The sequence below is a fragment of the Luteimonas sp. A277 genome, from assembly GCF_054052045.1.
Window position 1 is genome coordinate 157,478 of record NZ_JBSVRG010000006.1, and the last position, 14,421, is coordinate 171,898.

Consider the following 14,421-nt stretch of genomic DNA (forward strand, 5'->3'; position numbering starts at 1 on the left):
CGCGTGACACATGGCCTGAAACGCACCTTCGGCAACCGCGTCGTGGCCGAGGTCTTGCGGCACCGATGGAATTCACGCGGTTTCGCGCGCATGGCGCGCTCCTACACAAGGGCGCGAGGGCAGCGGTGATGGGCGGGAGCGGCGATAATCGGGGCATGAGTGACACATGCAACATTGCCGATGCCTTGCCGCGGCTGGCCGCCGAAGCGCCCGAACGCATCGCCATGCGCTATCCCGGCCGCGATGGCCGATACGCCGACGCCCTGACCTACGGCGAACTCGACCGCCGCAGCGATGCCATTGCTGCCGGCCTGGCCAAGCGCGGCATTGCCCGCGGCAGCCGCACGGTGGTGATGGTGCGGCCCACGCCCGAGTTCTTCCTGCTGATGTTCGCCCTGTTCAAGGCCGGCGCGGTGCCGGTGCTGGTGGATCCGGGCATCGACAAGCGCGCGCTGAAGCAGTGCCTGGACGAAGCCGAGCCGCATGCCTTCATCGGCATTCCCCTGGCGATGTTCGCGCGCACCCTGCTGGGCTGGGCGAAGAAAACCACGCGCGTGCGTATCACCACCGGCCGGCGCGCCTGGCTGGCCGATGCCACGCTGGCCCAGGTGGAGCAGGAAGGCGCCGATGCCGGTCCGCAGCTCACCGATACGGCGCCCGACGATATGGCCGGTATCCTGTTTACCAGCGGATCGACCGGAGTGCCCAAGGGCGTGGTCTACCGCCACCGGCATTTCATGGCCCAGATCGACATGCTGGGCGGCGCTTTCGACATCGAGGCGGGTGGCGTGGACATGCCCACATTCCCGCCGTTCGCCCTGTTCGACCCCGCGCTCGGCCTGACCTCGATCATCCCCGACATGGATCCAACGCGCCCGGCCCAGGCCAGCCCGGTGAAGCTGCACGCCACGATCGAGCGTTTCGGCGTCGACCAGCTGTTCGGCTCGCCCGCGCTGATGCGGGTGCTGGCCGAATACGGCAAGCCGCTGCCCTCGCTCAGGCGGGTGACCTCGGCCGGCGCGCCGGTGCCGGCCGAGGTGGTCGCGCGCATGCACGAGCTGCTGCCCGAAGACGCCGGCTTCTGGACGCCCTACGGCGCTACCGAATGCCTGCCTGTGTCGGTCATCGAAGGCCGGGAACTGATCGCGTTGCGTGCGCGTACCCGCCAGGGTGCGGGCACCTGCGTGGGCCGGCCGGTGCCGCCGAACGAGGTGCGCATCATCCGTGTACGCGATGACGCGATTCCGGAATGGTCCGACGACCTTGTGGTCCAAGGTGACCTGATCGGCGAAATCACCGTGGCCGGCCCGACCGCCACCGACACCTACTGGAACCGCGACGAACAGACCCGCCTGGCCAAGGTCCGTGAGGTGCTTGCGGATGGCACCGGGCGCATCGTCCACCGCATGGGCGACCTGGGCTATTTCGACGCCGAGGGCCGACTGTGGTTCTGCGGGCGCAAGTCGCACCGGGTGATCACCCCCGGGGGCGGCACGCTGTGCACCGAGCAGGTGGAGCCGGTATTTGACGCCCATCCCCACGTGCGTCGCACTGCCCTGGTTGGCGTGGGCGACCGGCAGGCGCAACGGCCGGTGCTGTGCGTGGAGCTGCACTCCGGCGTGGGCATGGGCGAGCAGGCGCGGGTCGTGTCCGAGCTGCGCCACCTCGGCAAGGGGTTCGTGCACACCGCAAGCGTGCAGACCTTCCTGTTCCATCCCGGTTTCCCGGTCGATATCCGCCACAACGCCAAGATCGGCCGCGAAAAGCTCGCGAGATGGGCTGAAATGCGCCTGCGCCGCGCGCCTCGCGGCGATGGCGAGGGCAAGGAGGCCAAACGATGAAAATCCTGGTCACCGGCGGCGGCGGCTTCCTCGGCCAGGCGCTGTGTCGCGGGCTGGTCGAACAGGGGCATGAGGTCACCAGCTTCAACCGTGGCCACTACCCGGAGCTGGATGCGCTGGGCGTGGGCCAGGTGCGCGGCGACCTCGCCGACCGCGAGGCGGTGCTGGGCGCGGCCCGGGGCATGGAAGCGATCTTCCACAACGCGGCCAAGGCCGGGGCGTGGGGTAGCTACGACAGCTACCACCAGGCCAACGTGGTCGGCACGCAGAACGTGCTGGATGCCTGCCGTGCGCACGGCATCGGGCGCCTGGTCTACACCTCCACCCCCAGCGTCACCCACCGCAAGACCCATCCGGTGGAAGGTGGCACCGCGGACACGGTGCCCTACGGCAGCGGCTTCAAGGCGCCCTATGCCACCACCAAGACCATCGCCGAGAAGGCCGTGCTGGCAGCCAACGGGCCGGAGCTGTCCACCGTTGCCCTGCGCCCGCGGTTGATCTGGGGGCCGGGTGACAACCAGCTGCTGCCGCGGCTGGTGGAGCGGGCGAACGCGGGGCGGCTGCGCTTCGTCGGCGACGGCGAAAATCGCATCGACACCACCTACATCGACAACGCCGCAGACGCGCATTTCAAGGCGTTCGAGCACCTGGCGCCCGGCGCTGCCTGCGCCGGCAAGGCGTACTTCATCAGCAACGGCGAGCCCAGGCCGGTGCGCGAGATCCTCAATGGCCTGCTGGCCGCGGCCGGCGCGCCGCCGGTCGATAAGACCGTGCCGTTCCGCGTCGCCTATGCAATCGGTGCGGTCAGCGAAGGACTCTGGCCGCTGCTGCGCCTGCCGGGTGAGCCACCGCTGACCCGTTTCCTGGCCGAACAGCTCAGCACCACCCACTGGTATGACATGGCGCCGGCCACGCGTGACTTCGGCTATGTGCCGAGCGTCTCCATCGCTGAAGGGCTGGAACGGTTGGCCCGGGCGTGGCATCAACGCTGATCTTCACCGCGCACAGACAACGCTGAACCTATCCCCAGCAGGGCGGATTTCATCACCAGCTGAATACTTCACCCCCGGCAAGATCGAAACCGTATCCCACACGCCCGGAAGGGGAAGGTCGACACCATGCTTAACTATGCCGTGCTGTTTTTTGTTCTCGCCATCATCGCTGCGGTGCTCGGACTGACAGGCATTGCAGGCGCGCTGGGCAATGTTGCCTGGATCCTGTTCGTTGTGTTCCTGATCATCGCGGTGATCTCGCTCATCCGGGGCCGCGGTCCCAGAGTCTGATCACCTGCTGGGCGGACCCGGGTCCGCCCAGCAGAGCCGAGGGGTGAAAGCCCGCTCAAGGCCCGCCGGAGACGGCGGGCTTTTTCATGCCTGCAGCAAGGCAACGCACGCCCGCGCCGCAGCTACAATGCCGCCATGGTCGACCAATCCCGTTCCCCCCTGTCTTCGCTCAAGCCGCTGGCCGGGCGCGCCCTGGAGCGTGCGCTCGAGCGCGCCCTGGCGCTGGATCCCGACACCCGGGACGCCCTGGGTCCGCTGCAGGGACGCCGTCTGGTGCTGCGGCTGGCCTCGCCCCCGCTGGCACTGCAGCTGACCGTCCACGACCGCTCGCTGAAAGTGGGCCCGGTGGAAGAGGACCAGGAGCCGGACCTTGCCGTGCGCAGCACCCTTGCCGGGCTGCTGTCGCAGCTGCCTGGCCTGCGCCCGGGCGATGGCGCGCCGGTGGGGCGGATGCGGATCGAGGGCGATGCGGAGCTGGCGCGACGGGTGCAGGCGCTGGCCCGCGGCTTCGACCCGGACTGGGAGGCGCCGTTCGCCGAGGTCTTTGGCGATGTCATCGGCGTGCAGATCGCCCAGGGCTTGGCCGGCGCGTTGCGCCAGGCGAAGGTGACCGGCCAGGCACTCGCCCGCAGCGCCGCCGAGTACGTGACCGAGGAATCCCGTGACGTGGTGGCCCGCGCCGAACTGGAAGCTTTCCATGAAGACGTCGACGTGCTGCGCGACGACGTGGAACGGCTGGACGCGCGCATCCGCCGCCTGCGCAGCGCAGCAGGCGCCAAGGCATGAGCGCATTGCTGCGGGCCTCGCGCATCGGCCGCGTGCTGCTGCGTTACCGGCTGGATTCGCTGCTGGAAGGCAGCCCGGCCGAGCGCTGGCTGAAACTGATGCGTCCGTTCGTGCCGCGGGCCTCGGCCGAAGTGCAGGCGATGCCGCGCGGTGCCCGCCTGCGCCTGGCCCTGCAGGAGCTGGGCCCGCTGTTCGTGAAGTTCGGCCAGATCCTCTCCACCCGCCGCGACGTGGTGCCGCCCGATATCGCCGAAGAGCTGGCCCTGCTGCAGGATCAGGTGGCGCCGTTCGACGGCGACGCCGCGCGCGCGCTGGTGGAACAGGCACTGGAGCGGAAGATCGACGAGGCCTTTGCCAGCTTCGACATCGAGCCGCTGGCGTCGGCCTCCATTGCCCAGGTGCATGCGGCCACGCTGCCGGTCGAAGACGGCGCTGCCCCGCGCGAAGTGGTGGTGAAGGTGCTGCGTCCGGGCATCGAACAGCAGGTGGCCGCCGATATCGCCCTGCTCAACAGCATCGCCGGGCTGGTGGACCGCACCCATCCGCGCGCCCACCGCCTGCGCCCGCGCGAGATCGTGGCCGAGATCGAGAACACTCTGGCCGCCGAGCTGGACCTGCAGCGCGAGGGCGCCAACGCCTCGGTGTTGCGCCGCAACTGGCTGGGCTCCGATGACCTCTACGTGCCCGAGCCGCTGTGGTCGCACACCGCCGAGCGGGTGCTGACGCTGGAGCGGGTGCGCGGCATTCCCAGTGACGATGTGGCCGCGCTGGATGCGGCCGGCATCGACCGCCGTGCGCTGGCGGCCAAGGGCGTGCGGGTGTTCTACACCCAGGTGTTCCGCGACAATTTCTTTCACGCCGATGCCCACGCCGGCAACATCTGGGTGGACGAGACGCGCAAGGACAATCCGCGCTTCATCGCCCTGGATTTCGGGATCATGGGCCAGCTCTCGAGCGAGGACCAGTACTACCTGGCCGAGAACTTCATGGCCATCTTCAACCGCGACTACCGGCGCATCGCCGAACTGCACCTGCAGGCAGGCTGGATGCCGGCCAACGTGCGCCTGGACGAGCTGGAAGCCGCGGTCCGCGGCGTGTGCGAGCCGTACTTCACCCGGCCGCTGGCGGAGATCTCGCTGGCCGAGGTGCTGGGCAAGCTGTTCCGCACCGCGCAGAAATACGAGCTGACCCTGCAGCCGCAGCTGATCCTGCTGCAGAAGACGCTGCTGAGCATCGAGGGCCTGGGCCGGCTGCTGGATCCGAAGATCGATATCTGGGCCGTCGCCCGCCCCGTGCTGGAACGGATCCTGGCCGAGCGATACAGCCCGCGCCGGCTGGCCCGCGAGTTCCGCCGGCGCCTGCCCGAGCTGGTGACGAAGACCCCGGAGATGCCGCGCCTGGTGCACGCGTGGCTGGAGCAGCAGGTGACGGGCCGGCACGAGCTGCAGATGCGCTCGAACGATCTGGTGGCACTGACCGGCGAGATCCGCGCGCTGCAGCGGCGCGCGGTGTCGGCAATCGCCGGGGCAGGGTTGCTGGTGACGGCCGCGGTCCTTTACGGCTTTGAAGCCGGAGGGCCGGCGGTAGCCGGCGTCTCCGTGGCCGCCTGGGCGGCCGGGCTGGGCGGGGTGGCCGCGCTGATGGCCGCCTGGCGGCGCGGTTGAACTCCTGCGGAGCCGTCTGGCTACGAGGCCGGGTCAGGCGCCGCTGAAAGCGCGCCTGCGCAGTGAGCGGTAAACCGGTCCGGCGAAGCGCTTGGCCGGCTTTTTGAGGTTCCACATCAGCCACTGCCGGGCACGCGCGCCGCTGCGGCCGGTGGCGAGGTCGGCGACCTGTGCCGGACCGACTCCGCGCTGCAGCGCATAGCGGCCCAGGACCAGACTGTCGGCGACCCGTCCGACCGTGATGGTTGGCTCCGAGGTGAACAGGTACCGGATGCCGGCCTCCGCCGCCGCGCGCGCCACGCGCGTGGAGTGGAAGCCGCCGGGCACCGACGCTACCTCCACCGGCTGGCCGGTCAGGTCCGACAGCAGTGCCACGCTGTCGCGCCACTCTGCGGCGAGTACGTCGGCGGCAAGCCGGGAGATGTCCGCCGGATGGGTATGCGAATGGCTGCCGACCACATGCCCGCCGCCGACCAGCGCGCGCAGGTCCGCTGCGGTGACGAAACCGGGGGTGCCCACGCGGGCGCCGGTGATCAGGAAGTGCCCGGCCATGCCATGGCGGTCGAGCCGCCGCGCGGCATCCACCGCGCTCGCGCCGCCGTCGTCGAAGGTGATCAGGCAGGCGTCGCGCGCATCGCTGCCCAGGTCGCTGATACGAGGGAAGCGCAGGCCGGTCCGCGCCAGCGCCTGCAGCTGGTGCTCGAACGCGTCGTGGCTGAACTTGTACGAAGCGGCCGAGGGACCCGCGAAGCCGCTGGCGTCCCAGTCGCCGTCGGCAACGATGTCGTGGTACATCAGACTCGCGATTGCCATCTCATCCCCCGTTGGGCAGTGCGCGTCGTGCGCGCAGGTAGCGACTCAGCCGCGGCTGACCCCATTCACCGCTGCGGCGTCCGCGGGTGTCGATCGGTTCGGCGGTGCCGGCGTGGATCTGGGCGAACCGGCTGGCCAGCGCGTCGAGATTGTCGGATACAACCTTGCGCTGGATCACGGCGTAGCTTTCGCGGCGCTCGTCAAACCGACAGCGGTAATAGCCAAGCACCGGTCCGGTATCGATGCCGGCGTCGATGCGCAGCAAGGTCATCCCCACGCGCTCGAGGTCGCGCTCGGCCAGCGCCCAGAAGCAGCCGTGGGCGTTGCGGTACTCCGGACAGATCCCCGGGTGCATCACCAGGGTGCCGGCACGGGCGATCGAGAACACCCGCTTTGACAGCAGCTGCTTGCAACGCGCCAGGACGATGTCCGGGCGCAGGTCACGCAGCAAGGCGACGACCGCAGGGTCGTTGCCACTGGCGACACGCAGTTGCGGTACTTCCGGCGCCGGGCCGTAGCGGCGTTTCATTTCCGCCAGGGTCGCGCGCATCCAGGCAGCATTGGCAGCGTGGTGGAACAGGCGCTGGTAGAGGCGCATCGCCCCCACGTCGACCATGCCCAGCGCCCCGACCCTGCGATACTCGCGAAGGTAGCGGCGGCGCTTCTGCACCGCCGTCTCATCCAGCACCACGATGCCCGCCAGTGTCGAGAACGAGGCCAGCCAGGGCGCCAGTCCGCGCTGGTCGAACTCGGCGCCCGCATGGCAGATCAGGACCGTGCGCACCTCAGCCGCCCGACCACGGCCGTAAACGCCGGCCCGGCGGTTGGTAGTTGGCACGGCGATTGTCGGGATTCAGCGGCATACACCAAGGTGTACGCAAAACGGGGCCGATTCATGCCATGCCCCTGGTCACCAACACGCGGGCCGGTGCCGGCCCGCGTGTTGGTGTGTGGTCGACCCGGTCTGCCGTCAGCCGCTTCAGTCAGCTGCTGGAACCCTGGCAGGGGCCTTGCCTTCTGCAGCTTCGAAGTCGCCGGCGACGAAATATGAGATCTCGGCCGGGCGCAGGTGGCGGCGCAGCGCGGCGTGCACGCTGTCAGGCGTCTGCGCGCGCAGGTCGTCCTCGAACTTCGCCGCGTCGGCCATCGTCCGGTCCAGGTACAGGTTGCTGGACAGCATGCCCGCCAGCGCGCCGTCACTGGCGCGCGAAGTGCGCCGCGACTCGAGCATCCCGTCAACGGCCTCGCGCAGCTCTTCCTCGCCGATGCCTTCCTCCAGCAGCAGCGCGAGCTCTTCGGCAATCGCCACTTCGACCGCCGCCACGTTCTCCGGCGCAGCCAAGGCATAGAGGGTGAGGTGGCCAGCCTCGTCCAGCGGCTCCGCGGCGAAGGCCGAGCCGACGGCATAGCTCAGGCCCTCGCGCTGGCGGATGCGGTCGTAGAGCCGCGACTTGGTGCCGCCGCCGAGGATCTGGTTGCCCGCCACCAGGGCGGCGTAATCCCCATGGTCCTGGCCCACCGGCATCCGCAGGTGGGCCAGCAGCATGGCATTGGCCTTGTCGGGGGTCTCAAGCTGCTCGCGCACCGCCGGCATCGCATGGTGGGGCGTGGGAATGCGGGTGAACGCGACCCGCGCGTTCCAGTCCCCGAACAGCTCGTCCACCTGTGCTTGCACCGCCTCGGCGTCCACGTCGCCTACGATCGCGATGCTTGCGCCCGCGGTGCCGTAGAAGTCACGGTGGAACGCGCGCACGTCCTCCAGCTCGACCGCCTGCAGCGCCTGGATCTGCTCCTCGAACGTCATCGACGCGTGTGGATGTCCCTCGGGCCAGCGGTCGAAGTACCGGTTCATGGCGCTGGACGCTACCGCCTGCGGATCGGTCACGGCATCGCGGATGCTTGTCAGCACCTGCGTACGCAGCTGTTCGAACTCGCTTTCCGGAAAAGTCGGGTTGCGCAGGATCGAGGCCGCCAGCTCCAGCAGTGCCGGAAGGTTGTCGCGGTCGGTGGTGGCGACCAGCGAGGCGCTGGTCGCAGAGCCGCCAACGTTGAGCGCGGACTTGAGCCCGGTGAGGCGGCGCGAGATAGCCGCGCGGTCCAGGCCTTCGGTGCCCCGTGTCAGCATTCCCGGTACCAGTTCGGCGTTGAAACCGCGGCCGATGAGCGAGGCTTCATCACCCAGGCGCATGTCGATGCGCACCTGCACCGACTCGCCGCGGGTCGACTTGGCCAGCACCGCGAGCTCCGCCTGGTTGTCCAGGGTGGCGACGGCGGTGCGCACGTCGATGTTGGCGGGCGAGGGATCGAAGGCTTCGCCAGCGGCCATCGCCTCGCGTCCCTGGTAGTCGGCCAGCAGAGTGGCGGCATCGGGCGCGGCGGGGATCTCAACCCGTTCCGGTGCTTGTGTCGGGATGAAGCGGGCGGCGGTGCGGTTGTTGCGCTGCAGGTAGGCCTGGGCTACGCGGTTCACGTCGTCGGCGGTGACCTGCTCGGTGAGGTCGCGGCTGAGCAGCAGCAGGCGCCAGTCACCCTGGGCGATCGCCTCCGACAGCGCCACGCCGATGGCGTTGGGGTCGCGCATGGCCATTTCCATGCCGGTCAGGATGCGCTGCCGGGCTTCGGCCACCTCTTCTTCGGTGAACGGTCCGGCGTCACGCGCTTCGATCAGTGCAAGCATGTCCGCCTGCAGCCCGTCCAGATCAATGCCCTCCACGGCCGAGGCCAGGAACATCATCAGGCCGGGCTGGTCCATGGAGAACTCCAGGCTCTGGACTGCGGCAGCCTTGCCGGGTTCGACCAGCCCGCGATGCATGCGCCCGGTCGGAGAGTGAGCAAGCACCTGTCCCAGCACCGCGATCGCGGCGCTGTCCGGATGGCGACCGGCGGGGATGTGGTAGGCCAGGCCCAGGAACGGCGTCTCGCCGACCCGGCGCACGACGACCTCGCGCTCGCCGTCCTGCGGCGGCTCAGTGGTGTACGTGGCAGGCAGCGCTCGCTCCGGGCGCGGGATCGCGCCGAAGCTCGCGGCCACGGCCTGCAGCGTCGCGGCGGGGTCGAAGTCCCCAGCCACCACCAGCACCGCATTGTCCGGCTGGTACCAGGTGCGGTAGAAGGCCTGGAGGCGATCGATCGGCACGTTTTCCACGTCCGAGCGCGCGCCGATGGTGGTCTTGGCGTAGTTGTGCCAGAGATAAGCGGTGGAGAACAGGCGCTGCATCATCACCCCGACCGGGCTGTTCTCGCCCATCTCCATCTCGTTGCGGACCACGGTCATCTCGCTGTCCAGGTCTTCGCGCGAGATGTGTGAGTTGACCATGCGGTCGGCTTCCATCTGCAGCAGCCACTCCAGCGTATTCGGGTTGGTGGCGAAACTGGCGAAGTAGTTGGTGCGGTCCAGCCAGGTGGTGCCGTTGAAGCGGACGCCGCGTTGGCGCATCCCGCCGGGGATGTCTTCATTGGTGGGCGTGCCCTTGAACACCAGGTGTTCAAGCAAATGCGCCATGCCGGTTTCGCCGTAGTTCTCGTGGCGCGAGCCGACCAGGTAGGTCACGTTGACGGTGGTGACCGGCTTGGTCGAATCAGGAAACAGCACCACCCGCATGCCGTTGTCCAAGGCGTATTCGCTGATGCCTTCGGCGCTGAGCACCGGCTCGGCCGGAACCTGCTGGCGGGCGGCCACTGGCGAAGTAAGTATCAGGGCCAGGACAAGCGCCATGAGCGTCGCTGCCAGGCGCTGCGACCCCTGCAACCGAATCGACATTGATTTCCCCTTCCTTTGGTGAGCGGCGAAAATAGCAAAAATCCCGCTGCCGATCCGGAACGGGCTCACAGCAGGTATGTTCAGTTGATGGATCTGGAAGCGCGGGGAAGGGACAGGGCAGAAGACCGGGGGATTCCGGTCCTGCACGCCGACAAACATCTGGCGGTGGTCAACAAACCGCCGGGACTGACCGTGCATGACAGCCGCCTGGCCCGCGGTGAGACCGACTTCCTGGTCAACCGCCTGCGGGCGCAGCTTGGCCGGCCGGTGTATCCGGCCCATCGCCTGGACCGGGCCACCAGCGGCTGCCTGCTGCTGGCGTTCGACCGCGCCACCGCGGCGGCGCTGGGCGAGCAGCTGATGTCGCGCACCGTGGGCAAGGAGTATCTGGCAATCTGCCGCGGCTGGCCGGAGGCGGAGTTCACCGTTGACCATCCGCTGGATGGCGGGCCGGGGAAACCGCTCAAGAAGCCAGCCATCACCCGCTTCGAGCGGCTGGCCACGGCAGAGCTGGACGTGCCCTCGGCTGGCTTTCCCACCTCGCGCTATGCGCTGCTGCGGGCCATGCCGGAGACCGGGCGTTTCCGCCAGATCCGGCGCCACCTCAAGCATGCGTCACACCAGCTGATTGGCGATACCAGCCACGGCGACGGCCGCCACAACCGGCAGTACCGCATGATGGGCATCCACCGCATGCTGCTGCACGCCAGCGCGCTGGCGTTCGATCACCCGCAGGGCGGTCGCCGGCTGCGGGTCGAAGCGCCGCTGGAGGCGGAATTCGGCCGCGCCCTGGCGCTGTTCAAGCTGGAAGCGGGCGACCTCCAGGTCGCCCGTGACGAGGTGCTTATTCCCCGTTGAACTCGGCGGCCAGGTCCTGCTCCAGCTCGGCCATGTAGATATCTATACACCGGCTTCAGTTTTTTCCACGACAGCGCCTGGGCCATGGTGGGGTTGCCGCGGACAACGATGCGATCGATCCGCTCGCGCTCGGCGGCGTCAAGCTGCTGGTGCAACAAGGGCGTGAGCAGCGGCGGGGATAGGCGGCGGGGATAGAATCAGCGCCAGGAGGGTGTCGATGGCGGTTCCGGAAATCCCAGAAGACGAGATCACCGAACGGTTCATCCGCGCGTCCGGGCCTGGGGGCCAGAACGTCAACAAGGTGGCGACCGCGGTGGAGCTGCGCTTCGACATCGCCGCCTCGCCGTCGCTGCCTGAGCCCGTCCGCGAGCGGCTGCTCTCCAGACGCGACCGCCGCGTGACGTCAGAAGGAGTGCTGGTGATCAACGCCCAGCGCTACCGTACCCAGGAGCGCAACCGCGAAGATGCCAGGGCGCGCCTGCAGGACTTCATCGCCAAGGGGGCGCAGCCGCCCAAGCCTCGGATTGCCACCCGGCCGACCCGCGGTTCCAAGGAACGCCGCTTGCAGGACAAGCGCGTGCGTGGCCAGATCAAGCGTGGTCGTTCGGCCAGGGAGTGGGAGTAGCCAGTGGACAAGGGGGTTGAAGTGCCGCTGCTGCCCGAGGTGCCGCCCAGCGTGCCCCGGGTGCCCTACAGCGTTTTTTGGCGCTGGTTCGGGCGCACCGTGCTGCGGCTCGGCGGCTGGCGTGTGGTGGGGCCACTGCCTGATCTGCCCAAGGCCGTGGTGATTGCCGCCCCGCACTCATCCAACTGGGACGGGCTGTGGGGGTTCGCGGCCAAGCTGGCGCTGGGCATCCGCATTACCGTGCTCGGCAAGCACCAGCTGTTCTGGTGGCCGCTGTCGGTGCTGCTTGGCAAGCTCGGGGTGATTGCGGTGGATCGTGCCGCGCCCCAGGGCACGGTTGGCCAGGCCGCGCAGATGCTGGTGCGCTCAGAGCAGCTGTGGTTTGCACTGGCTCCGGAAGGCACCCGCAAGCGGGTGGAGCACTGGAAGACAGGCTTCTGGAAGATTGCCGATGCCACCCGGACGCCGATCGTTCCCGCCTATTTCCACTATCCGGACAAGGTCATCGGTTTCGGCGAACCGTTCTACACCACCGGTGATGCCGAAGCCGATATTGCCCGCATCCGCACGTGGTACCGCCCCTGGCAGGGGCGCAACCGCGGGACGGAATGACATGATCACGGCAGGGAGGCCATGACATGAGCGGAAGGCGTTGGGCAGTGGTGGCCATGGTGGTGGCAGCGATCCTGGTGATCGTGGTGCCCATCTGGCGCTCCGGCGGACCGGTGCGGGAGAGCGCTGGGGTGACCGAAGCGGTGGAAGCCGCTCCCGCCCCCCCGATCAACACGCGCACGGCGGACAGGGGCGCGCCAAGGTCCGTGGATGCCCCGGATCTCCCCCTGCCCCCGCTGGACGCGCCGCTGCGGCTGGTGATGGATAACCTGGTGCGGCGCGCGGATACGGGCGACGTGGCAGCGGCATGCCGGGTCGCCGCGGAGCTGGAGCGCTGCGGGGAGCTGCGTCTTACGGTGGGCGCGTTCAGCGCCACGCGCAGGGAAATGCAGCGGCTGGTTGACGAAGCGCCGGATGAGCACAGGCAGGCCTTTGCCAGCCGCCTGGAAGAAATCGAAGCGATGGCGGAGACCGCGGCCAGTGACTCTGCGCACTGTGCCGACATCCAGGAACCCGATGCCGGTGAGCGTGCGCGCTATTGGCGCACCGCCGCGCTGGGTGGCCATCCGGCGGCGATCCGGCACTACGCCATCGGCAACGCGTTCCGGTTCGACGACATGATGGGCGCGGTGCCGGAGCTGGCCACCTATCACCGCGAAGCGGAAGCGATGGCCCGCCGGGCGGCCATCGGCGGCGACCTGGCCATGCTCCACGCATTGGCCATGGCGTACCTGCCACCGGATGACACGGTGCCCGAAACCGCCCGGCCGGGACGCCGGACCTTCCTCGCCCAGGTGGTCCAGCCCGACGCCGGGCAGGCATTGGCGGTGTTGTTTGCCATGCAGCGACACCCGACCGTGCGTGGGTTGCCGGAGGCCCACCGGTTGAGGATGGCGGTGGACTTCGGGCTCGAGCGCCTGGTCATGCAGGAGGGCGCCGCCGCGGTGGGCAAGGCCAGCGCCACCGCGGATGCCTGGGAGCGGTCATGGACGCCCACCAGGGAGGACCCGGCCGAGCTGGGGATATTCACCAACGGCGGGCTCAGCGACGTGCAACGCGAAGCCTGCGGGCCAGGCTGACCGGAGAGGGGAAGTGGGCGCCGCGGCTTAGCGCTCGGAGTGGCCGCTGTCCCAGTAGTCGCGCCGGGTGAACAGGTCGGGTTGCACCAGATCGACGAAGGCGCGCGCGGGAGGGGGCAATATCTTGCCCTTGCGCATGATCACCCCGTAGCTGCGCGCCGGGAACAGGCCGTCCAGTGGGCGGATCGCCAGCGTCTGGGCATCCGCCTCGTTGAGGCAGACCGAGGACACGATGCTGATCCCCATGCCCATCGCCACGTACTGCTTGATCACTTCCCAGCCGTCCACTTCTAGGGCCACGTGGTAGGGCACGCGGCTGCGCTGGAACACCTGGTCCACCAGACGCAGGGTGACCTGGCGGCGCGGCGGCAAGATCAGGTCGTGGGCGGCGATGTCCTCCAGACCGGGCGTGGAGCCCTGCGCCAGCGGATGGTCGCGCGGGGTGATCAGCATGTGCTCGAAGCGGTAGGCCGGCGCGTAGTCGATGTCGGCCGGCACATCGACCATGGAGCCGAAGGTCAGGTCGACCACGTTGTCGCGCACCAGGTCGGCGCCGTCGGCGGTGATGGCGCTGTGCAGCACCACGCGCACATCGGGATGGGCGGCGCGAAAGGCGGCGATCAGCCTGGGCAGCAGGTACAGGGTGGTGGTGCTGTTGGCGGCGATGTTGAGTTCGCCCGCATCCATGCCCCGGATCCGCTGCCGGAAGGTGTCGGGCAAGGCGTCGATGCTTTCCACCAGCGGCGCGGCCAGTTCGTACAGCACTTCGCCTTCGCGGGTGGGCAGCATCCGCCGTCCCGCCCGCTCCAGCAGCGGTACGCCCAGGTCGCGCTCAAGCGCCTGCAGCTGCTGGGTGACCGCCGGCTGGCTCACGAACAGCGCCTCCGCCGCCCGTGACACCGATCCCAGCCTGGCGGTCTGGCAAAACGCCCGCAGCGGCTTGAGGCGGTCGCCCTTGTAGGCGAATCGCGGCGGTGTGACGGGCTTTTCGCTCACGGCGAAGATCCATATAAGTTTTGCTGATGATAAGCATTGAAAAAAATGCTTTGTCAAATAGTTGGTGGCGGGAGACGGTGTTTCGCACTCGCAGCAATCCAGGA

At 68.8% G+C, this 14,421-nt stretch carries 13 protein-coding genes; 9 read left to right on the forward strand and 4 right to left on the reverse strand.

What is annotated here, in order from left to right; genetic code table 11:
- Positions 1-155: 155 nt before the first annotated feature.
- The 5 genes from oleC (at position 156) to ubiB (ending at position 5,574) form a co-directional block, all read left to right on the forward strand.
- On the forward strand, positions 156-1,841 hold the full coding sequence (oleC, locus tag ACW7G2_RS07750) for an olefin beta-lactone synthetase (RefSeq protein WP_456974419.1): 1,686 nt from the start codon (positions 156-158) through the stop codon (positions 1,839-1,841).
- Positions 1,838-2,833: a 2-alkyl-3-oxoalkanoate reductase gene (gene oleD, locus ACW7G2_RS07755; protein WP_456974421.1), complete on the forward strand. Its 996-nt coding sequence runs from the start codon at positions 1,838-1,840 to the stop codon at positions 2,831-2,833. Before oleC ends, oleD begins: the two co-directional genes overlap by 4 nt.
- Positions 2,834-2,959: 126 nt before the next feature.
- Complete coding sequence (locus ACW7G2_RS07760; protein ID WP_456974423.1) at positions 2,960-3,124, forward strand: DUF1328 domain-containing protein; 165 nt, start codon at positions 2,960-2,962, stop codon at positions 3,122-3,124.
- 135 nt (positions 3,125-3,259) lie between these two features.
- Positions 3,260-3,910: a ubiquinone biosynthesis accessory factor UbiJ gene (locus ACW7G2_RS07765; protein ID WP_456974425.1), complete on the forward strand. Its 651-nt coding sequence runs from the start codon at positions 3,260-3,262 to the stop codon at positions 3,908-3,910.
- On the forward strand, positions 3,907-5,574 hold the full coding sequence (gene ubiB / locus ACW7G2_RS07770; protein ID WP_456974427.1) for a ubiquinone biosynthesis regulatory protein kinase UbiB: 1,668 nt from the start codon (positions 3,907-3,909) through the stop codon (positions 5,572-5,574). The genes ACW7G2_RS07765 and ubiB overlap by 4 nt, the downstream gene beginning before the upstream one ends.
- Before the next feature lie 33 nt (positions 5,575-5,607).
- Here the strand turns inward: ubiB and ACW7G2_RS07775 are convergent, their stop codons facing one another.
- The 3 genes from ACW7G2_RS07775 to ACW7G2_RS07785 all read right to left on the reverse strand — a co-directional run bounded on the left by ACW7G2_RS07775 (position 5,608) and on the right by ACW7G2_RS07785 (position 10,147).
- Entirely contained in the window at positions 5,608-6,387 is a 780-nt protein-coding gene (locus ACW7G2_RS07775) for a polysaccharide deacetylase family protein (RefSeq protein WP_456974429.1), read from the reverse strand.
- A gap of 1 nt (position 6,388) precedes the next feature.
- On the reverse strand, positions 6,389-7,225 hold the full coding sequence (locus tag ACW7G2_RS07780) for a formyltransferase family protein (RefSeq protein ID WP_456974431.1): 837 nt from the start codon (positions 7,223-7,225) through the stop codon (positions 6,389-6,391).
- Between the two features lie 141 nt (positions 7,226-7,366).
- Positions 7,367-10,147 carry a M16 family metallopeptidase gene (locus ACW7G2_RS07785; protein ID WP_456974433.1) on the reverse strand — a complete coding sequence of 927 codons (2,781 nt, stop codon included), beginning with the start codon at positions 10,145-10,147 and terminating at the stop codon, positions 7,367-7,369.
- A gap of 87 nt (positions 10,148-10,234) precedes the next feature.
- On the opposite strand from ACW7G2_RS07785, the gene ACW7G2_RS07790 reads away from it, so the two are divergent.
- The 4 genes from ACW7G2_RS07790 (at position 10,235) to ACW7G2_RS07805 (ending at position 13,321) form a co-directional block, all read left to right on the forward strand.
- On the forward strand, positions 10,235-11,005 hold the full coding sequence (locus tag ACW7G2_RS07790; protein WP_456974435.1) for a pseudouridine synthase: 771 nt from the start codon (positions 10,235-10,237) through the stop codon (positions 11,003-11,005).
- Between the two features lie 217 nt (positions 11,006-11,222).
- Positions 11,223-11,630, forward strand: coding sequence for an alternative ribosome rescue aminoacyl-tRNA hydrolase ArfB (gene arfB, locus ACW7G2_RS07795; RefSeq protein ID WP_456974437.1), 408 nt, complete (start codon positions 11,223-11,225; stop codon positions 11,628-11,630).
- Positions 11,631-11,651: 21 nt separating this feature from the next.
- Positions 11,652-12,242 (forward strand): lysophospholipid acyltransferase family protein, encoded by a 591-nt coding sequence (locus ACW7G2_RS07800; protein ID WP_456974519.1) that lies wholly within the window; start codon positions 11,652-11,654, stop codon positions 12,240-12,242.
- 26 nt (positions 12,243-12,268) lie between these two features.
- Positions 12,269-13,321, forward strand: a complete 1,053-nt coding sequence (locus tag ACW7G2_RS07805; protein ID WP_456974439.1) for a hypothetical protein — start codon at positions 12,269-12,271, stop codon at positions 13,319-13,321.
- A gap of 27 nt (positions 13,322-13,348) precedes the next feature.
- Here the strand turns inward: ACW7G2_RS07805 and ACW7G2_RS07810 are convergent, their stop codons facing one another.
- Positions 13,349-14,317 (reverse strand): LysR family transcriptional regulator, encoded by a 969-nt coding sequence (locus tag ACW7G2_RS07810; RefSeq protein WP_456974441.1) that lies wholly within the window; start codon positions 14,315-14,317, stop codon positions 13,349-13,351.
- Positions 14,318-14,421 lie beyond the last annotated feature (104 nt).